The organism is Burkholderia sp. PvR073, from assembly GCF_054055695.1.
Window position 1 is genome coordinate 71,881 of record NZ_JBSRXO010000017.1, and the last position, 20,228, is coordinate 92,108.

Annotated in this window: 16 protein-coding genes and 2 pseudogenes; 9 read left to right on the forward strand and 9 right to left on the reverse strand. The window is 67.9% G+C overall.

The annotated features are described in order from the left end of the window. Positions 1-8: 8 nt before the first annotated feature. The gene (locus ACVK00_RS31875; RefSeq protein ID WP_228910444.1) at positions 9-146 is read right to left on the reverse strand and encodes a hypothetical protein; all 138 of its coding nucleotides are present in this window, start codon (positions 144-146) and stop codon (positions 9-11) included. Between the two features lie 575 nt (positions 147-721). On the opposite strand from ACVK00_RS31875, the pseudogene ACVK00_RS31880 reads away from it, so the two are divergent. From ACVK00_RS31880 to ACVK00_RS31900, 5 genes and pseudogenes are all read left to right on the forward strand, one after another. Then, positions 722-888: pseudogene (locus ACVK00_RS31880) on the forward strand (transposase); the annotation flags it as partial. 350 nt (positions 889-1,238) lie between these two features. Beyond that, positions 1,239-1,754 carry a peptide-methionine (R)-S-oxide reductase MsrB gene (msrB, locus tag ACVK00_RS31885; RefSeq protein WP_228910443.1) on the forward strand — a complete coding sequence of 172 codons (516 nt, stop codon included), beginning with the start codon at positions 1,239-1,241 and terminating at the stop codon, positions 1,752-1,754. Positions 1,755-1,790: 36 nt separating this feature from the next. Beyond that, complete coding sequence (locus tag ACVK00_RS31890; RefSeq protein WP_284900128.1) at positions 1,791-3,668, forward strand: cytochrome c biogenesis protein DipZ; 1,878 nt, start codon at positions 1,791-1,793, stop codon at positions 3,666-3,668. Between the two features lie 52 nt (positions 3,669-3,720). Then, positions 3,721-4,464, forward strand: coding sequence for a peptide-methionine (S)-S-oxide reductase MsrA (gene msrA / locus ACVK00_RS31895; RefSeq protein WP_284900129.1), 744 nt, complete (start codon positions 3,721-3,723; stop codon positions 4,462-4,464). 218 nt (positions 4,465-4,682) lie between these two features. Further along, complete coding sequence (locus ACVK00_RS31900; RefSeq protein WP_228910440.1) at positions 4,683-5,804, forward strand: aromatic ring-hydroxylating oxygenase subunit alpha; 1,122 nt, start codon at positions 4,683-4,685, stop codon at positions 5,802-5,804. A gap of 58 nt (positions 5,805-5,862) precedes the next feature. On the opposite strand, the gene hydA is transcribed toward ACVK00_RS31900, so the two are convergent. The 5 genes from hydA to ACVK00_RS31925 all read right to left on the reverse strand — a co-directional run bounded on the left by hydA (position 5,863) and on the right by ACVK00_RS31925 (position 13,101). Continuing rightward, the gene (gene hydA / locus ACVK00_RS31905; RefSeq protein ID WP_284900132.1) at positions 5,863-7,320 is read right to left on the reverse strand and encodes a dihydropyrimidinase; all 1,458 of its coding nucleotides are present in this window, start codon (positions 7,318-7,320) and stop codon (positions 5,863-5,865) included. 46 nt (positions 7,321-7,366) lie between these two features. Next, a complete protein-coding gene (locus ACVK00_RS31910) occupies positions 7,367-8,875 on the reverse strand; it encodes an NCS1 family nucleobase:cation symporter-1 (protein WP_105830975.1) in 1,509 nt (502 codons plus the stop codon). 99 nt (positions 8,876-8,974) lie between these two features. Further along, a complete protein-coding gene (gene preA, locus ACVK00_RS31915; protein ID WP_105787772.1) occupies positions 8,975-10,282 on the reverse strand; it encodes an NAD-dependent dihydropyrimidine dehydrogenase subunit PreA in 1,308 nt (435 codons plus the stop codon). Positions 10,283-10,354: 72 nt separating this feature from the next. Beyond that, complete coding sequence (locus tag ACVK00_RS31920; protein WP_284900137.1) at positions 10,355-11,692, reverse strand: NAD(P)-dependent oxidoreductase; 1,338 nt, start codon at positions 11,690-11,692, stop codon at positions 10,355-10,357. A 128-nt stretch (positions 11,693-11,820) separates the two neighbouring features. Beyond that, positions 11,821-13,101, reverse strand: coding sequence for a Zn-dependent hydrolase (locus ACVK00_RS31925; protein WP_228910437.1), 1,281 nt, complete (start codon positions 13,099-13,101; stop codon positions 11,821-11,823). A gap of 363 nt (positions 13,102-13,464) precedes the next feature. Between ACVK00_RS31925 and ACVK00_RS31930 the strand changes: the two genes are divergently transcribed. Beyond that, a complete protein-coding gene (locus tag ACVK00_RS31930; RefSeq protein ID WP_284900143.1) occupies positions 13,465-14,157 on the forward strand; it encodes a TetR/AcrR family transcriptional regulator in 693 nt (230 codons plus the stop codon). A 113-nt stretch (positions 14,158-14,270) separates the two neighbouring features. On the opposite strand, the gene ACVK00_RS31935 is transcribed toward ACVK00_RS31930, so the two are convergent. From ACVK00_RS31935 to ACVK00_RS31945, 3 genes are read right to left on the reverse strand one after another with little or no spacing between them, the layout of a single operon-like run. Continuing rightward, positions 14,271-15,461 carry an acetyl-CoA C-acetyltransferase gene (locus ACVK00_RS31935; protein WP_284900140.1) on the reverse strand — a complete coding sequence of 397 codons (1,191 nt, stop codon included), beginning with the start codon at positions 15,459-15,461 and terminating at the stop codon, positions 14,271-14,273. Between the two features lie 31 nt (positions 15,462-15,492). Continuing rightward, the gene (locus ACVK00_RS31940) at positions 15,493-16,260 is read right to left on the reverse strand and encodes a 3-hydroxyacyl-CoA dehydrogenase (RefSeq protein WP_228910436.1); all 768 of its coding nucleotides are present in this window, start codon (positions 16,258-16,260) and stop codon (positions 15,493-15,495) included. Positions 16,261-16,280: 20 nt separating this feature from the next. Beyond that, positions 16,281-17,954, reverse strand: coding sequence for an acyl-CoA synthetase (locus ACVK00_RS31945; protein WP_228910435.1), 1,674 nt, complete (start codon positions 17,952-17,954; stop codon positions 16,281-16,283). Positions 17,955-18,090: 136 nt separating this feature from the next. Here ACVK00_RS31945 and ACVK00_RS31950 point away from each other — a divergent pair, with 136 nt between their 5' ends. The 3 genes and pseudogenes from ACVK00_RS31950 (at position 18,091) to ACVK00_RS31960 (ending at position 19,964) form a co-directional block, all read left to right on the forward strand. Beyond that, on the forward strand, positions 18,091-19,095 hold the full coding sequence (locus tag ACVK00_RS31950) for an AraC family transcriptional regulator (protein ID WP_228910434.1): 1,005 nt from the start codon (positions 18,091-18,093) through the stop codon (positions 19,093-19,095). Between the two features lie 72 nt (positions 19,096-19,167). Further along, positions 19,168-19,505, forward strand: a pseudogene (locus tag ACVK00_RS31955) (hypothetical protein); the annotation flags it as partial. A gap of 87 nt (positions 19,506-19,592) precedes the next feature. After that, on the forward strand, positions 19,593-19,964 hold the full coding sequence (locus tag ACVK00_RS31960; RefSeq protein ID WP_228910433.1) for a nuclear transport factor 2 family protein: 372 nt from the start codon (positions 19,593-19,595) through the stop codon (positions 19,962-19,964). Positions 19,965-20,228: the final 264 nt, after the last annotated feature.

A 20,228-nucleotide genomic window follows, 5' to 3' on the forward strand; every position in this document is an offset into this window, starting at 1 on the left:
CTCCGCGCTCAGACGAAGCCATACATGGTGAACAACATGACGTACGGGATCTCCTGTCCCGCCGAATTGCGGACCATGACGTCGGTCTTCTGAATGGCGCACGCGGACACGATTGCCTTTGCGACTTTCGAAAGGACAAGCTTCATGATGATTGACTCCTCAATCTGATGTGACCTTACGGTCGATCTCTCGGCGATCCGTCAATGGTGCTGAACCGCGCTCGACGGCTGCATCATTGGTTCGTGACGCATCGCGGCCATCTACATCGCACAACGCTTGTTTACTACCGGCTCGAAGCACGGGAATCTGGCACTCCGGTGCTTTGAAGCGTCTCCGTGAGGCGTACTTTATCCACATTCAGCCAGTCTGAATTTGTGGAAGATGACAACGCATCTGCAAAAACTGCCAGAGTTTTTCTGATGCACGGTGTCCTGTCGGCAGTCCAATCAGCGTCGTTGTGCGCCGCCGCTCATCGAGCAGAGACAGACGCGTGGCACGCCGCCATTGCGGGTTGTCCGACTGCGGAGGATACGCATGCGTGTCGAAGACCCGACGCCGAAGTCGATCGCTTCGTACGCCCGGATCCTGCGCAGCCATTGGATCGAGGTGGACAACTTCACATGCAAGCAAACCGTCGCGCATCCACCGCAAGACACCCGCGCAGCGCGCAGTTCCTGTAGGCGTTCACAATTAGCGCTAGGGCGTGTTCACACTCTATTGGCAAGTGCTCAACGCGATCCTCTACGTTGCCGAGCACGGGTGTAAATGGCGCGGCTTGCCCCCGCGTTTCGGCCGCTGGCACACGATCTACACGCGCATGAACCGTTGGTCTCGCAACGGCGTATGGACCGAGTGTTCACGGAGTTGCAGCGCGCTCAGATCATTCGCGATCGAACCCCATAGTCCATCGCACTAGTCGGTAGCGCGGAATGCCAGATGGAGCGCGCCGCGAGCCCCGGCGCTTTCGCTCAATGTGATCGGCAAGCCAAGTCCGGATTCGCCACGCCACTCGGCGAACCCTAAAAAACACTAAAAATCGCGGCGCGAACTGGCGCTCGGTAAATATCGGCGGCTCACCCGTTCGAGGGCCCTTGCCAGTTGGCGCTTCGACGGATTCCACCGCCCCCCCGCGAAACACCCCAACCATCACAAATCCTTTAACTTTCCGTGAGGACTTAGACACCGGCCGCTGCCTACTCTGTGCGCATGTTTTCAGGACCTGCTTCAAGGAGCCCGTCATGCCCACCCGCAGACATCTGCTGTTCGCCGGCGCCACCGGCCTCGCCACGCTCGCGGCGCTGTCGTCGGCTGGCCGCCGTGCGCTCGTCGGCCGCGCTTTCGCCGCGCCGCCCGCCGCCCCGTTCGAGATCACCCGCAGCGACGCCGAATGGCGCCGCCGCCTCACGCCCGCCCAATACACGGTGCTGCGCAATGCCGGCACCGAGCCGCCGTACAGCAGCCCGCTGAACGCCGAGCACCGCCACGGCACGTTCGCGTGCGCCGGCTGCGACCTCGCGCTGTTCTCGTCCGACACCAAATTCGACAGCCACACCGGTTGGCCGAGCTTCTGGAAGCCGCTCGACCACGCGGTCGCGACCGAGACGGATCCGTCGTACGGGATGGCGCGCACCGAAGTGCACTGCCGCCGCTGCGGCGGCCATCTCGGCCACGTGTTCGACGACGGCCCGCCGCCCACCGGCCTGCGCTACTGCATGAACGGGCTCGCGCTCGCCTTCCACCCGGCCGCCGCCTGACGGGCCGCCGCCTTCTGAACGACCGGAGACTGCCCCATGCTGCTCATCGTCCTTGCCTATCTCGGCGGCGTCCTCACGATCCTGAGCCCGTGCATCCTGCCCGTGCTGCCGTTCGTGTTCGCGCGCGCCGACCAGCCGTTCGTGCGTACCGGCCTGCCGTTGCTGATCGGCATGGCGCTCACGTTCGCCGTCGTCGCGACGCTCGCCGCCGTCGGCGGCGGCTGGGTCGCGCAGGCCAACCAGGCCGGCCGCTGGCTCGCCATCGTGCTGCTCGCGGTGTTCGGCCTGACGCTGCTGCTGCCGCGTTTCGCCGAACACCTGACGCGCCCGCTCGTCGCGGCCGGCAACCGGCTCACCGGCTTCGCGCAGCGCGACGGCCGCCCGGCCGGTCCCCTGTCGTCGCTGCTGCTCGGCGTCGCGACCGGCCTGCTGTGGGCGCCGTGCGCGGGCCCGATCCTCGGGCTCGTGCTGACCGGCGCCGCGCTGCGCGGGGCGAGCGTCGGCACGACGGTGCTGCTGGTCGCGTATGCGGCCGGGGCGGCGACGTCGCTCGGCGTCGCGCTCGTGATCGGCGGCAAGGTGTTCGCCGCGATGAAGCGCTCGCTCGGCGCCGGCGAATGGATCCGGCGCGGGATCGGCGCTGCGCTGCTGGCCGGCGTCGCCGCGATCGCGCTCGGCCTCGATACGGGTGCGCTCGCGCAACTGTCGACGGTCACGACGGGCAGCCTCGAGACGAAGCTCGTCGACCGGCTCGGCGGGCGCTCGAATGGTGCGCCGGCCGCCATGTCCTCCACGAGCAACACCGGCAGCAGCAACAGCAGCAGCGGCACGGCGAGCGGCGCGATGATGGCCGCGGCGACCGATGGCGCACCGGCGGCCGGCAGCGCGATGATGCGCACGGCCGGCACGACGCCCGCGATGCCGGCGCCGGCCGCGCTGCCCGTCGAAGGCACGCTGCCGTCGCTCGACGGCGCCGTGCAGTGGCTGAATTCGCCGCCGCTGACCGCGGCCGGTCTGCGCGGCAAGGTCGTGCTCGTCGATTTCTGGACGTATTCGTGCATCAACTGCCTGCGCACGCTGCCGTACACGACCGCGTGGGCGCACAAGTACGCGCCGTACGGACTCGTCGTGATCGGTGTGCACGCACCGGAATTCGCGTTCGAGCGCGACATCGGCAACGTGAAGAAGGCCGTGCATGACCTCGGCATCGACTACCCGGTCGCGATCGACAACGGCTATGCGATCTGGCGCGCGTTCGGCAACGAATACTGGCCCGCGCACTACTTCATCGACGCACAGGGGCGGATCCGCCATCACCACTTCGGCGAAGGCGAATACGCGCAGTCGGAACGCGCGATCCAGTCGCTGCTCGCCGAAGCCGGCCACCCGGAAGCGCTGAACGTGCCGCTCGGGCTCACCGGCGCGCCCGCGAAAGGCGCGCTCGCGGCGGCCGACAGCGCGGACGTCCGCTCGCCCGAAACCTATGTCGGCTATGCGCGTGCGGAAGACTTCACGTCGCCGGGCGGCGTCGTGCGCGACGCGTCACACCGCTACGACGCACCCGCTCACCCCGACCTGAACGACTGGGGCCTCGCCGGCACGTGGCAGGTCGGCGCCGAGCGCGCGACGCTCGCCGCGCCGGCCGGCAGGATCGTCTACCGCTTCCATGCGCGCGACCTCCACCTCGTGCTCGGCCCGGGGGCGAACGGCAAGCCGGTGCGCTTTCGCGTGACGCTCGATGGCGCGGCGCCCGGCGCGGCACACGGCGCGGACGTCGACGCGCAGGGCTACGGCACCGTCACCGGCCAACGCCTGTACCAGCTGGTGCGGCAGCCGGGCACGATCGCCGACCGCACGTTCTCGATCGAATTTCTCGATCCGGGCGTCGATGCGTATGCGTTCACGTTTGGTTGAGTGCTGCGGCCGGACCACCTTATTTCGTCCCTCGTTTTCGAAGGAGCAACTCATGATCCCGACATCCACTCGCGATTCCGCACCGCGGCGGCGGGCGGCCATGCTGCGCCGCATCGGCGCGATCGCCCTCGCGGCCGCCGCCGTGTTCGGCTACCAGCGCGTCGTCAGTTCCGCGGAACCGATGCGCACGGTGCCCGCGCCGACGCTCGACGAAACCCCGGGCACAGCCCACGAGGAAACCGCCGTGATCGCCGGCGGCTGCTTCTGGGGCGTGCAGGGCGTGTTCGAGCACGTGAAGGGCGTGAAGCAGGTCACGGCCGGCTATGCGGGCGGCGCCTCCGAAACCGCGCATTACGCGCTGGTCGGCAGCGGGCTGACCGGCCATGCGGAATCGGTGCGCATCGTCTTCGACCCGACGCAGGTCACGTACGGCCGGCTGCTGCAGGTGTTCTTCTCGGTCGCGCACGATCCGACCGAACTGAACCGTCAGGGCCCCGACGAAGGTTCGCAGTACCGGTCCGCGATCTTCCCGACCACCGCGCAGCAGCGGGCCGTCGCGACCGCGTACATCGCGCAGCTCGGCACCGCGCACACGTTCCCGTCGCCCGTCGTCACGCGCGTCGAGCCGTACAAGGGCTTCTATCCGGCCGAGGCGTATCACCAGAACTACCTCGAGCTGCATCCCGACGCGCCGTACATCGCATACAACGACATGCCGAAGGTTGCCGGACTGAAGCAGCGCTTCCCGACGCTGTATCGTCCCGACGCGGTACTGTGGCGCGACGCCCATCTGTGACAGGTCGCCGGCGGCGCGGCGGCCGGCCCGCAGCATGACGCGCCCGGCCCGCGCCGCCGGCCGCGTTTGAGCTGCATCAACGAACCGCATGCCGCGCCGACGGGGCAAACCCCGATCAGGTCAGCTGCACGGGCCAACTTCGCGTAGACTTCTCCAGATCAGTCCCCGCCGCATCACGCGGCGCCCGGAACTCACCAGCTTGCCAGGAGGCGTCACGCATGCGCGCAGTGCCTTTGTCTGACAGCAGCACCCTTGAAGAACCGTCCACCGGCGCAGTCGTGCGCGACCTGCGCCGCGTGCCCATTCATCCCGACCACTGGTATCCGCTCGCGTGGTCGCGCGAGCTCAAGCGCGGCAAGACGCTCGGCGTGCGCTTCGCCGGCGATCCGATCGTGCTCGTGCGCACCGAATCCGGCGCCGTGTATGCACTCGAAGATCGTTGCGCGCACCGCCAGGTGCCGCTGCATGCGGGCGTCGTGTCCGGCGAAACGCTGCGCTGCTGCTACCACGGCTGGACCTACGCGTGCGACAGCGGCCGTTGCGTCGACGTGCCTTACCTCGGCCGCGACCGTTTGCCCAACGGCGTGCGCGCGTATCCGTGCCGCGAGGCGCACGGTCTGATCTTCGTGTTCCCCGGCGACGCGACGCTCGCCGACGAACGCCCGTTCCCCGCGCTCGAATCGGCGGACGACCGTGCATTCAAGACGCGCCGCTTCGGCCGCGAGGTCAAGTGCCACTACTCGTTCATGCACGAGAACCTGATGGACATGAACCATCAGTTCCTGCATCGCAAGCAGATGGGACAGATGCGCGCGCGCAGCGTCGGCCGCCGGCGCGGCGACGACTGGGTCGAGGTCGACTACACGTTCGCACGGATGGAAGGCAAGCAGCCGGTCGGCGAGGCGCTCGTGTTCGGCGCCAGCAAGAAGCCGGCCGACCAGTCCGACAAGAGCGTGATGACGGTGCGCACCCTCTACCCGTACCAGACGCTGCAGATCCGCTCGAGCGAGGGCACGCTCGTGATGGACCTGTGGATCGTCTACGTGCCGCTCGACGCGGAGCAGCGCACCAACCGCACGTTCGGCGTGCTGTCGATCCACAAGCCGGGCATCCCGTTCGCGCTCGATCTCGCGTGGCCGCTGCTCGTCTGGTTCACCGAGCGGATCTTCCGCGAGGATCGCTGGATCGTCGAGCGCGAGCAGGAAGCGCACGACCGGCAGGGCGCCGACTGGAACCACGAGGTGTTCCCGGTCATCAACGAACTGCGCGACCTGCTGCGCCAGTGCGGCGCGCGCACCGTGATCCCGATCCGCGAAGCGAACGCGGGCGACGCGCGCTGACCGCCGTGGCGAGCGCGCCTTTCGCGCGCTTTGCACGCTTTGCCCGCTTTGCCCTCGCTCAGCCGGCGCGCTCGACCGGATGCGGCTCGCGCAGCCGGTTCGCGATGCGGGCGGCCTCGTAGTAGCCGGCGGCAGGCGGCCGCTCCAGGTAGCGGCCCGCGCCGCGCACCGCACGCAGCTCGCCGTCGGCCCATGCGAGCGCGCCGCGCGTGAGCGTGTGCGTCGCGACGCCCTGCACCGTCATCCCTTCGAACACGTTGAAGTCGACCTGCTGGTGATGGGTCTTCACCGAGATCGTCTTCGTCGCGGCCGGATCCCACACGACGAGATCGGCATCGGCGCCGACCTGCACCGCCCCCTTGCGCGGGTACAGGTTGAAGATCTGCGCGGCGTTCGTCGACGTGATCCGTACGAACTCGTTCGGCGTGATGCGGCCGTAATTCACGCCGTGATGCCACAGCACCGACATGCGGTCCTCGACGCCGCCGCAGCCGTTCGGAATCTTCGTGAAGTCGTCGCGGCCCATCGCCTTCTGCGACGCGCAGAACACGCAGTGGTCGGTGGCCGTCGTATGCAGCTGACCGGCCTGCAGCCCGCGCCACAGCGCTTCGCGATGCTCGGCCGAGCGGAACGGCGGGCTCATCACGTGCGCGGCCGCGCGCGTCCAGTCCGGGTCGCGATAAACGGCCTCGTCGATCACCAGGTGGCCCGGCAGCACTTCGCCGAACACGCGCAGCCCTTCGCTGCGCGCACGCGTGATCGCATCGACCGCGTCCTTCGACGACACATGCACGATATACACGGGCACGCCGAGCACCTGCGCGATGCGGATCGCGCGGTTCGCGGCTTCGCCCTCGACCTCGGGCGGACGCGACAGCGGATGCGCCTCCGGCCCGGTCATCCCGCGCGCGAGCAGCGCCTGCTGCAGCCGGAACACGAGTTCGCCGTTCTCCGCGTGCACGGTCGGCAGCGCGCCGAGTTCGAGCGAACGCGAGAAGCTGTTCACGAGCACCTCGTCGTCGGCCATGATCGCGTTCTTGTACGCCATGAAGTGCTTGAAGCTCGACACGCCGTGCTCGCGCACGAGCGTGCCCATGTCGCGGTGCACCGATTCGTCCCACCACGTGACGGCCACGTGAAAACCGTAGTCGGCCGCCGCCTTCTCGGCCCAGCCGCGCCATTCGCGGAACGCGTCCATCAGCGGCTGCTTCGGGCTCGGGATCACGAAGTCGATGATGCTCGTCGTGCCGCCCGACAGCCCGGCGGCCGTCCCCGAATAGAAATCGTCGCTCGCCGTCGTGCCCATGAACGGCAGTTCCATGTGCGTATGCGGATCGATGCCGCCGGGCATCACGTACTGGTCGTGCGCGTCGACCACCGTCGCGCCGGCCGGCGCGTCGATGGTCTCGGCGATCTGCAGGATCGTGCCGCCGTCCTGCGGGTCGGCACACAGTACGTCCGCGCGATAGGTGCGGTCCGCATCGACCACGGTGCCGCCACGAATCAGGATTGCCATGTCGTTGCCTCCTCGTTGACTGTCGGGTGCCGCATGCCTGCGCGCATCACGCGCTCGCGATCTGCGCGCGCTGGGCGGCGCGCCACTTCATCCAGGTGCCGTACACGCCGGACGCCAGCACGAGGCCGACGAACCACGCGTACGTGTAAAGCGTGTTGAAGAAGGCCGGCACGTTCGGGAACGACGCCGGGAATGCGGTATGCAGGAAGCCGGGCAGGTTCGGCAGCACGCCAATCGCGAGCGCGGCCAGGGCGGCCGGGTTCCAGCCGCGCGCATAGCTGAAGTCGCCGCGCTCGTCGAACAGCGCGTGCGTATCGAGCCGCGTGCCGCGAATCAGGAAGTAGTCGACCATCAGGATGCCCGCGACCGGGCCCAGCAGCGCCGAATAGCCGACGAGCCAGGTGAAGATATAGCCGTCCGTCGTCGCGAGGATCTTCCACGGCATCATCACGATCGCGATCGTCGCGGTGATCATCCCGCCGGTGCGATATGAGATCGCCTTCGGCCACAGGCTCGAGAAATCGTAAGCGGGGCCGACGAGGTTCGCCGCGAGATTGCAGCACATCGTGTCAAGCGTGAGGATCACGAGCGCGATGCCGACGCCGATGCCGGTCATCCGGCTCGTCAGGTCGATCGGATCCCAGATCGCGTTGCCGTAGATCACGACGGTCGCCGACGTCACGACGACCGACACCACCGACAGCAGCGCCATCGGCAGCGGCAGCCCGATCGACTGACCGATCATCTGGTCGCGCTGCGAATGCGCGAAGCGCGTGAAGTCGGGAATGTTCAGCGCGAGCGTCGCCCAGAAGCCGACCATCGCGGTCAGGCCCGGCCAGAACGTCGCCCAGAAGAGTCCGGCCTTCTTGCCGCCCGCGACGAACTGCGACGGCGCCGACAGCATCGAGCCGAAGCCGCCCGCCTGCGACGTCGCCCACCACACGAGCGCGACGCACATCACGACCTTGATCGGCGCGGACCAGCTCTCGAGCCAGCGGATCGAATCGGTGCCGTGCAGGATGAAGTAAAGCTGCAGCGCCCAGAACACCAGGAAGCACGCGAGCTGCCCGAACGAGATGCCGACGACCGGCAGCGCCGCGCCGTGCAGCGCGTTGCCGGTCAGGATGTTGAGCAGCGTGTAGATTGCGCTGCCGCCGAGCCAGGTCTGGATGCCGTACCAGCCGCATGCGACGATCGCGCGCAGCAGCGCCGGCAGCTTCGCGCCCTGCGTGCCGAACGACGCGCGCACGAGCACCGCGTACGGAATCCCGTGCTTCGCGCCCGCATGGCCGACCAGCAGCATCGGCACGAGCACGATCAGGTTGCCGAGCAACACGGTCAGCACCGCCTGCCACGGCGACATGCCTTCCTGGATCAGCCCGGCCGCGAGCATGTACGACGCGATGTTCATCACCATCCCGACCCACAGCGCCGCGAAGTGGTACCACCGCCATGTGCGCTGCGCCGCCGTCGTCGGCGCGAGGTCGTCGTTGTACAGGCTGCCGGCCGGCGCCGCGGCGCTGTCGGCATCGGCGGGAATCGCTGCTGGTTTCATCGAAAGCGCTCCACGTAAACGTCAGCGCCGGCATCGCGCGATGCCGGCGAAACAGGACACAAGCGGCGGCGCGGCCCCTACCGCGCCGCCGGCCGCCGGTCAGGCCGCCTTCGCGTGCTTCGCGGGTTCCACCGGGCCGGCACCCGCGTCGGCGCGCGCCGGATTGTTCGGATGCGTGGTCCAGTTCGCATAGTCGCCCGCGTCGACCCGCTCCATCGTGATGCATTGCTCGACCGGACACACATGCATGCAAAGATTGCACCCGACGCACTCCGCGTCCACCACTTCGAAATGCCGCACGCCGTCCTTCTCGGCGGTGATCGCCTGGTGCGACGTGTCCTCGCACGCGATATGGCACAGCCCGCACTGGATGCAGCGGTCCTGGTCGATGCGCGCCTTGATGTCGTATTTCAGGTTCAGGTATTTCCAGTCGGTGACGTTCGGCACCGCGCGGCCGCGGATGTCGTCGAGCGTCGCGTAGCCCTTCTCGTCCATCCAGTTCGACAGCCCGTCGGCGAGATCCGTCACGATCCGGAAGCCGTAGTGCATCGCGGCGGTGCACACCTGCACGCTGCCGGCGCCGAGCACCATGAACTCGGCCGCGTCGCGCCACGACGAAATCCCGCCGATGCCGGAAATCGGCAGGTTCGGCGTTTCCGGGTCGCGCGCGATCTCCGCGACCATGTTCAGCGCGATCGGCTTGACCGCGGGGCCGCAATAGCCGCCGTGCGTGCCCTTGCCGTCGACGGTCGGCATCGGCGCCATCTGGTCGAGGTCCACCGCGACGATCGAGTTGATCGTGTTGATCAGCGACACGCCGTCCGCGCCGCCCTTGTAGGCAGCGCGCGAGCCCATCCGGATGTCGCTGATGTTCGGCGTGAGCTTCACGAGGCACGGCAGCTTCGTGCCTTCCTTGACCCAGCGCGTGACCATCTCGACGTATTCCGGCACCTGCCCGACGGCCGCGCCCATCCCGCGCTCGCTCATCCCGTGCGGACAGCCGAAGTTCAGCTCGACCGCGTCGGCGCCCGTATCCTCGACGAGCGGCAGGATCCATTTCCAGTCGCGCTCGTTGCACGGCACCATCAGCGACACGATCAGCGCGCGGTCGGGCCAGTCGCGCTTCACCTGCGCGATCTCTCTCAGGTTCACGTCGAGCGGACGGTCGGTGATCAGCTCGATGTTGTTCAGCCCGGCGATCCGCTGGCCGTTCCACTGCACCGCGCCGTAGCGCGAGCTGACGTTGACGACGTGCGGATCGAGCCCGAGCGTCTTCCAGACGACGCCGCCCCAGCCCGCCTCGAACGCGCGGTTGACGTTGTACGCCTTGTCGGTCGGCGGCGCGGAGGCGAGCCAGAAGGGGTTCGGCGAAGTGATGCCTGCGATGGTGCAGCGAAGGTCGGCCATGTTCGGCTCCGTGAAAATGGGGCGTTTATCGTGATCCGCGCGGCATGCGCGATGCCGTTGCGTAGGCCGCGCTCACGCGGCCTTGGCGTCGCGCTGCGCGAGCGCCGCGTCGATCGCGGCCGCGGCGCGCTTGCCGTCCTGCACGGCCTGCACCGTGAGGTCGATACCGCCCGTCGCCGCGCAATCGCCGCCGGCCCACACGTCGGGCAACGCGGTGCGTCCGTCCGCATCGACCGCGATGCGCGTGCCGTCCGCCGTCAGCAATGCGGCCGCGATACCGTCCGGCACCAGCGTCTGGCCAATTGCCTTCAGCACCATGTCCGCGTCGACGGTGAAGCGTTCGCCCGACGCGGCCTCGAATTCGACACCCGTCACGTGCCCGTCCGCGCCCGCGATGCGCACCGGCTTCGCGTGCGTGACGAGCGTGACGCCGCTCTTTTGCGCGAACTCGCGTTCGGCCCACGTCGCGCTCATCGCGTCCACGCCGCGCCGGTACACCATCGTCACGCGCTCGGCGCCGAGCTTGCGGCTCTGCACGGACGCGTCGATCGCCGTGTTGCCGCCGCCGATCACGACCACGCGCCGCCCGACCGGCACGTTCTCCAGCCCGTCGGCCTGTCGTACCTGCTCGATGAAGTCGACCGCGTTCATCACGCCGGTCAACTGCTCGCCGTCGATCGCGAGCGTGCGCACGCCGCCCAGCCCCATCGCGAGAAACACCGCGTCATGCTGCTCGCGCAACGCGTCGAGCGTCACGTCGCGGCCGAGCGCGACGCCCGTCTCCAGCGCGATACCGCCGACCGACAGCAGCCACTCGACTTCGCGCTGTGCAAAATCGTCGACGGTCTTGTACGCGGCGATGCCGTATTCGTTCAAGCCGCCCGCCTTCGGCCGCGCGTCGAACAGCGTGACGCGATGCCCGGCAAGCGCGAGCCGGTGCGCGCAGGCAAGCCCGGCCGGCCCCGCGCCGACCACCGCGACATGCCGCCCCGTATCGGGCGCACGCGTGAAGCGCACCGCACCGGTCGCCATCGCCCAGTCGGTCGCGTGCCGCTGCAGCGCGCCGATCGCGACCGGCTGCGCGTCCTGGTGATTGCGCACGCACGCGCCTTCGCACAGGATCTCGGTCGGACACACGCGTGCACACATCCCGCCGAGCGGATTCGCGGACAGGATGTCGGTCGCCGCGCCCTTCAGGTTGCCGTTGCCGATCTTGCGGATGAAGCTCGGGATATCGATCTGCGTCGGGCAAGCCTGCACGCACGGCGCGTCGTAGCAGTAGTGGCAGCGGCTGGCGGCGGCCGCGGCGGCAGTCGGATCGAGCAGCGGCGCGATATCGGCGAATTCGCACGAGAGTTGCGTGGACGTCAGGCGATGCGCGGCGATATCGCCGGTTGGCTTGGTGGTCATACGCGTTCCTTCGACTGAGTGGAGACAAAGCCGTCCCCGCCGGCTGCGAATGCACAGTCGGGCGGCTATGTTTTGGAGTGCTACGGTCAGGCGATGAGCAGCCTGCCGGCCGCGCTACATCCGATCCGTCATGAAGCCGGCTCGCACGCACGCGAGAGCATCGCGTGCAGCAGTACGTTCGCGCCTGCCTCGATCCACGCAGGCGTCGCGTCCTCGATCTCGTTGTGGCTGATGCCGTCGACGCAGGGCACGAACACCATCGACGTCGGCGCGACCTGCGCCAGATAGCACGCGTCGTGTCCCGCACCCGACACGATGTCGCGATGCGAGTAGCCGAAGCGGTCGGCCGCGTCGCGCACGGCCGCCACGCAGGCCGGATCGAACGCGACGGGCTTGTAGTAGAAAATCTGCTCGAGCGCAGTCTCCAACCCGATCTCGCCCGCGATGCGCGCGACGCCGTCGCGCAGCGCGGCATCCATCTTCGCGAGCACGGCGTCGTCCGGATGACGGAAATCGACGGTGAAGAACACGCGGCCCGGAATCACGTTGCGCGAGTTCGGATGAATCTGCATCATCCCGACCGTCGCGCAACCGAACGGCGCGTGATCGAGGCCGATCCGGTTCACGAGATCGACGACGCGCGACGCGCCGAGCAGCGCGTCGCGGCGGCGCGGCATCGGCGTCGGCCCCGCATGCGCTTCCTGGCCGGTGAACGTGATCTCGTACCAGCGCTGCCCCTGCGCGTCGGTCACCACGCCGATCGTCTTGCACTCCGCTTCGAGAATCGGCCCCTGCTCGATATGCAACTCGAACGCCGCATGCAGCTTGCGGCCGCCGCACGGCACGTCGCCGGCATAGCCGATGCGCGCCAGCTCCTCGCCGATCGTCTTGCCGTCGACGTCCTTGCGCGACAGCCCGTATTCGAGCGAAAACACGCCCGCGAACACGCCCGACGCGACCATCGCCGGTGCGAAGCGCGAGCCTTCCTCGTTGGTCCAGATCACGACCTCGACCGGATGCTCGGTCTCGATGCCGTGATCGTTCAGACTGCGAATCACCTCGAGGCCGCCCAGCACGCCGTAGATGCCGTCGAAGCGGCCGCCGGTCGGCTGCGAATCCGCGTGCGAGCCGGTGACGACCGGTGCCGCGTCGGCCACGCGCCCCGCGCGACGCATGAATACGTTGCCCATCGTATCGACCGTCACCGTGCAGCCGGCCGCCTTGGCCCAACTGACGATCAGGTCGCGCCCGGCCTTGTCGAGATCGGTGAGCGCGAGGCGGCAGACGCCGCCCTTCGGCGTCGCGCCGATCTTCGCCACCTCCATCAGGCTGTCCCACAGCCGTCTGCCGTCGATCTTGATCGACGTGTCGAATGCTGCCCGCTTCACTGTTTCCGATACCGTGTCCATTCGTATCGCTCCTGTGGGGTCGGTCATGTCGTGAGCCGGTCGGTGCCGGTGCACGCATTGCTGCTGTCGGGGCAAACCCGCACCTGCGAGGTGCAGGTGCGCATCGTTCGTGCGATTCGTCCGATCGATCGGCGGGATGCTGGCACTGCGTTCCGCCGCTCGTCGAATCCTGTCCGATTGGACAGGTTTTAGACCATCAAAATGTCCAGCGCAACGTCTTTCTTGCGTGACCTGTTCGAGCGAGAAACGTGCCATCGCATCGCAGCATCGCGCACGCGCGGATCCATGCGCGCACGTGCGTTCGATGCAGACCTGCGACTAGAATGAAGCCCAACGCGGCACGCCTGCCGCGCGAGGGCAATGATGAGACATGACGAAGCGGCCACCGCAGCCGGCGGCCACGACGAAACGGGCCCGCCTTTGCGGCGACGCAAGGCGCACATCCGCGAGTCCAACGAAGCGCATCTGCTGGCCTGCGCGGAAGCCGTGTTCGCGGAGCGCGGGCTCGACGGCGCGAGCACCGCGATGATCGCCGAACGGGCGGGCCTGCCGAAGGCGAACCTGCATTACTACTTCCCGACGAAGCTGGCGTTGTACCGCCGTGTGCTCGACGACCTGTTCGAAGACTGGCACCGCGCGGCCGGCTCGTTCGAGGCCGGTGACGATCCGGTCGAGGCGATCGGCAGCTACGTGCGCGCGAAGATGGATCTGTCGCGACGGCGCCCGCTCGGCTCGAAGGTGTGGGCCAACGAGATCATCCACGGCGCCGAGCACATGCAGGACATCCTGTCGGAACGTGTGAAGCCGTGGTTCGACACGCGCGTGAACGTGATCGAAGGCTGGATCGCGCGCGGGCTGCTCGCACCGATCGATGCGCACGCATTGATGTACCTGATCTGGGCGACCACGCAGCACTATGCGGATTTCGATGCGCAGATCCGCGCGCTGAGCGGCAAGCGTGCGTTCACGCAGAAGGCCTTCGCCGAGAAGACCGAGCACGTCGTGCAACTCGTGATCCGCGCGTGCGGTGCGGTGTCGCCGGGCGCGAGCGCGTAGCGCGATCGCGCATTCCCGGGGAAAACAAAACGGGCGACGGGCACGATGCCCGCCGCCCGCGTCGCGAGACGGCGTACGAGCCGTCCCACGCGTGAAGCGTGACCGCGTGCGCGTTACGCGACGCGCTCGATCGCGATCGCCGTCGCCTCGCCGCCGCCGATGCACAGCGATGCGATGCCGCGCTTCAGGCCATACGATTCGAGCGCGGCCAGCAGCGTCACCATCACGCGTGCACCCGATGCGCCGATCGGATGGCCGAGCGCACACGCGCCGCCGTGCACGTTGACCTTGTCGTGCGAGAGGTCGAGATCGCGCATCGCGGCCATCACGACCACCGCGAAGGCTTCGTTGATCTCGAACAGGTCGACGTCGCGCAGGTTCCAGCCGTTTTTTTCGGATAGCTTACGAATCGCGCCGATCGGTGCCGTCGCGAACAGGCCCGGCTTGTTCGCGTAGGTCGAATGCCCGACGATCACGGCCTTCGGCGTGAGGCCGAGCCGCTCCGCTTCCGAGCGACGCATCATCACGAGCGCGGCCGCGCCGTCGGAAATCGACGACGAATTGGCCGCCGTCACCGTGCCGCCTTCGCGGAACGCCGGCTTGAGCGTCGGAATCTTGTCGAGCTTCGCTTTGCCCGGTTGCTCGTCGATCGAGACCACCGCTTCGGTCTTGCCGGCCTTCACGGTCACCGGCGCGACCTCCGACGTGAAGCGCCCTTCCGCGATTGCACGTTGCGCACGTGTCAGCGACGCGATCGCGAACGCATCCTGCGCCTCGCGCGTGAACTGGTAGGCCTGCGCACAATCCTCCGCGAACGTGCCCATCAGCCGGCCCTTGTCGTACGCGTCCTCGAGCCCGTCGAGGAACATGTGGTCGAGCACCTGGCCGTGACCCATGCGCATCCCCGCGCGCGCCTTCGGCAGCAGGTACGGCGCGTTCGTCATGCTCTCCATCCCGCCCGCGACCGCCACGTCGGCCGACCCGGCCAGCAGCAGGTCGTGCGCGAACATCGCGGCCTTCATCCCGGAGCCGCACATCTTGTTGACCGTGGTCGCGCCCGCGGCCAGCGGCAATCCGGCCTTCAGCGCGGCCTGCCGCGCCGGCGCCTGACCCTGGCCGGCAGGCAGCACGCAGCCGAACACGATTTCATCGATGCGCTCGGCCGGCACACGCGCGCGCTCGAGCGCCGCGCGGATTGCCGCCGCGCCGAGCTCGCTCGCGCTGGCCCCGGCGAGGTCGCCTTGAAAACCACCCATCGGCGTGCGTGCCGCACCGACGATTACGATCGGATCCTGTGTCGTCATGATCGAATTTCTCCAGTTCCAGTTTCAGTTTTCAGCGCGGCGCCATGCGCAACGCGCCATCGAGACGAATGACTTCGCCGTTCAGCATCGTGTTCTCGGCGATGTGGCGCACCAGCGCCGCGAATTCGTCGGGGCGGCCGAGCCGCGGCGGGAACGGCACGCTCTTGCCGAGCGCGTCCTGCACGTCCTGCGGCATGCCGGTCATCATCGGCGTTGCGAAAATGCCCGGTGCGATCGTCACCACGCGAATGCCGAACCGCGCGAGTTCGCGCGCGATCGGCAGCGTCATGCCCACCACGCCGCTCTTCGATGCCGCATACGCGGCCTGCCCGATCTGTCCGTCGAACGCCGCGACCGACGCGGTGTTGACGATCACGCCGCGCTCGCCCTGCGCGTCGGCGTCCTGCTTCGACATCACGTCGGCCGCCAGCCGGATCATGTTGAACGTGCCGACCAGGTTGATCGACACCGCGCGCGCGAAGCGCTCGAGCGAATGCGGGCCTTCGCGGCCGACGACTTTCTCGCCCGGCGCGACGCCCGCGCAGTTCACGAGCGCATCGATGCGGCCGAACGCGTCGCGCGCGGCGGCAACGGCCGCTTGCCCGTCGGCTTCGCTCGTCACGTCGGTCTTCACGAAGCATGCGGCCGCACCGAGTTCGTGCGCGAGGCTCGCACCGGCATCCTCATTGACGTCCAGCAACACCGCCTTGCCGCCTTCGGCCACCACCATGCGCGCCACCGCGGCGCCGAGGCCCGAACCGGCGCCCGTAATCAGAAAAACGCGATCCTCGATATTCATTCGCACTCCGTATTCATTCTTCAGGATTGAGCGGCCTTCTCGGCTTCCATCTTGCGCAGAACGAAACGCTGGATCTTGCCGCTCGGGGTTTTCGGCAGCGCGTCGACGAAGTCGATCGCGCGGGGATACGCGTGGGCCGACAGCCGCCGCTTCACGTGCTGGCTCAGTTCGTCGGCCAGCGCCGGCGTGCCCTCAAAACCTTTCGACAGCACGACGAACGCCTTGACGATCTCCGTGCGCTCCGGGTCCGGCACGCCGATCACCGCGGCCTCGCTGACGGCCGGGTGTTCGATCAGCGCGCTTTCTACGTCGAATGGGCCGATCCGGTAGCCGGACGACGTGATCACGTCATCCGCGCGGCCGATGAAGCTCACAGTGCCGTCCGGCTCGAGCTCGACGTTGTCGCCGGTCCGGTAGTAGCCGCCCGCGATCGCCGGCGTATCCTGCTGCCAGTAGCCGTAGAACCACAGCAGCGGCGAGCGTGCGATGTCGATCGCGAGGTTGCCGGGCTCGCCCGGGCCGAGCTCGCGACCGGCTTCGTCGAGTACCGCGACGCGATAGCCGGGCATCGCGAGACCGGCCGAACCGGTATGGACGACGTGCGTGAGCCCGTGATGGTTGTTCACGACCATCCCGAGTTCGGTCTGACCGTAGTGATCGTGGATCGGCGCGCCGAGCGCCGCGTGGAACCAGCGCACGACTTCCGGATTCAGCGGTTCGCCCGCGCTGCTGACGACCCGCAGTTGCCCTTTCAGCCGCGCCGCCACTTCGGTGCCGGCCGCCATCAGCATCCGGTACGCGGTCGGCGAACCGGCGAGGCTCGTGATGCCGAGCCGTTCGATCACGTCGCAGGTGCTGTCGACCGTGAAGCTGCCTTCGTACAGCGTCGTGGCATGGCCGAGCAGCAGCGGGCCCGTGATCGCGTAGTAGAGACCGTATGCCCAACCCGGATCGGCGATGTTCCAGAAGCGGTCGCTGGCGCGCAGGTCCACCGCGTCGCGCATGTAGGCGCCGAACGCGAGCAGTGCGCGCAGCGGCACCGGCACGCCCTTCGGCAAACCCGTCGTGCCCGACGTCGACATCATCATGAACAGGTCGGTGCCCTTGCGCGGCACCGGTTCGAACGTGCCCGACTGCGCGTCGAGCGCCGCACGGAAATCGATGTCGCGGGCCGGCAGCGTGTCGCCCGGCTCGCGCACCGTGGCGACCGGCGGGCAATCCACGATCTCGTCGAGCTTCGCGCGATTCGCGATGTTGGTGACGATCAGCCGCGCATCGCTCATGCGCAGCCGGTGTTCGATCGCCTTCGGTCCGAACGCGGTGAAAAGCGGCTGGTAGACGGCCCCCGCGCGCCACGTGCCGAGGATCGTCGCGACGAGTTCGGGCGTGCGCGGCAACAGGCCGGCCACCACGTCACCCGGCTTCACGCCCTGCTCGACCAGCAGGTTCGCGACGCGCGCCGACAGCGCCTGCATCTGCGCGAACGTGAAGCTGCGATGCCGGCCGCCGACGTCGATCCAGTCGAGTGCGATCGCGTTCGCGTCCGCCGCCGCATGCCGGTCGCAGCATTCGACGCAGGCGTTCAGACCCTGCTCCAGGTCGCCGTGCAGATATGCGGCGGCGGTCTCGATACGGAAGCCGGCCACGGCGTCGGCGTAGGCCGGCACCTCCCGGGCAGTTGCTCCATCACGCATGCGTGTCTCCTGTTCGTTATGACCGCCGGCGAACCGAGGGTATATCGATGATGGTAGACAGCAGTCACATTGCAATCAATGACAAACAGAATCTAGAATCGTGATCGCTTTTGCCATGTCTGGAGGGCATGAAAAAATGGGGCCGCAAATGATCTCGCCCGATTTCGTCGAGGATGCGCTCGAGAGCCTGAGCCGGCAACGGATTCCGGTCGGGCCCGTGCTGCACGCGGCCGGCCTGCCGGCCGCCGTGCGCGGGCCCGTCACGCCGCAGCAGTATGGCCGGCTGTGGCTGGCGATCGCCACCGCGATCGACGACGAATTCTTCGGGCTCGCGGCCCGCCCGATGCGGCGTGGCAGCTTCATGCTGCTGTGCCATGCCGTGCTGGACGCGGGCACGCTCGAGAAGGCGCTGCGGCGTGCGCTGCAGTTCCTGCGCGTGGTGCTCGACGAGCCGCACGGCGAGCTCGTGGTCGCCGACGGGCAGGCGCAGATCGTGCTCAAACAGGCGGGCGCGCCCTATTCCGCGTTCGCTTACCGGACGTTCTGGCTGATCCTGCTCGGCGTCGCCTGCTGGCTGACCGGCCGGCGCATTCCACTGCAGCGCATCGATTTCGCGTGCCCGAGCCCCGACCACCGCAGCGATTACCACCAGTTCTTCGGGGTACCGGTCCATTTCGACCGGCCCGACAGCCGGCTCGCCTTCAACGCCGCGTATCTCGCGCTGCCGACGATCCGCTCCGCACAGGCATTGAAGACCTTCCTGCGCGGCGCGCCCGGCAACCTGCTGGTCCGCTACCGGCACGACACCGGCTGGGTGGCAAAAACGCGCGCGCACCTGAAGGCACTGCCGGCCGCCGAGTGGCCGGACTTCGACACGCTGGCCGTGCGCCTCGGCACGACGCCCGCGACGCTGCGACGACGCTTGCGCAGCGAGGGACAGAGCTTCGCGTCGATCAAGGACGAACTGCGTGGCGCACTGGCCCAGTCGCTGCTGCGCGCGCACAGGCTCAGCGTCGCGGAAATCGCGGCCGAACTCGGCTTCACCGAACCCAGCGCGTTTCATCGCGCGTTCCGGAAATGGACGGGGACGAGCCCCGGCGCGTTTCGGCGCGACGTCAATGCGGCGCAACCGGAGCATTGATGCGCGACGGGGCCGGGCACGCTGCGGGGCCCGGGCACGCTGCGGGATCAGCGCGACATGCCGTCGACGCGCGCGGCCGCCGGCTTGCTGACTTTCGTCGCGACCCTGTTTCGAGGTGAACACGGCTGGCTCCGCGTCGACTGGCTTTTCGTGTGCGCGGCGCTATCGGCGATACCGCTCTGGATGCTGACCGACGACCCGACGATGTCGATCTGTCGGGTCACGCTGATCGAGCTTGCCGGTCTCGGTCCGACCGTACGCTGTGCGTGATCAAGTACGCGCTGAATACGTGGCATGTCGCGGTTGCGTTCTATCCGTCGGTCGACATCCTCGCGTCGATCGGTATCTGCTTGCTGATGATGGTGTGGCGTCGGGGCGCTGTCGAAAGCGGAGTAGTCTCTGTCGAGTAGCCGTGATGCCGGCATGCGAAGGCCACCGCGGCCCGCCCGGCGAGCACGCGTGGAATCCCGATCCTTCGAACTGATGCGAGGCCCGATATGGATGCAGTTCGTGCAGTCATCGAACCGTATGAAGCCGCACTTCGAGCGGCGATGCTCACCAACGACGTCGACGCACTCGACACGTTGCTGGACGACAACCTGATCTTCACCGTTCCGACCGGGCAGGTCATTGCGAAGCACGACGATCTGTCCGCGCATCGCGCGAAGCTGCTGCGCCTCGACGCACTCGATATCCAGGAGATGGGGACGAAGATGATCGGCGAGATGATTCTCACCACGACGAAGGCGATGCTTGCCGGTCGTTTCGACGGCGCAGCATTCAACGGCATGTTCGCCTATACGCGCCTGTGGCGCCGGTCGGGGAGCGACTGGCGTGTGGTTGCAGGACACGCATCGCAGATCGGTTGAGCTGCGACATGCCGGCAATCGGCGAACTGCGGGATCCAAAAGTGAGTCGATGCAGCGACTGTCACGCACCGACATGCTCGGCGCGCAGGGACCTGCGCCCGTGACGGGAAGAAGAGATGCGCCAACGACGACGGCGCCCCTCGCTGCCATCGCGCTTTCCGACGCCGCCAATGCAAAAACCCCCGCCTTGTCGGGCGGGGGTTCTTGGCTTAGGGAGCCTGACGATTACCTACTTTCACACGGGAATCCGCACTATCATCGGCG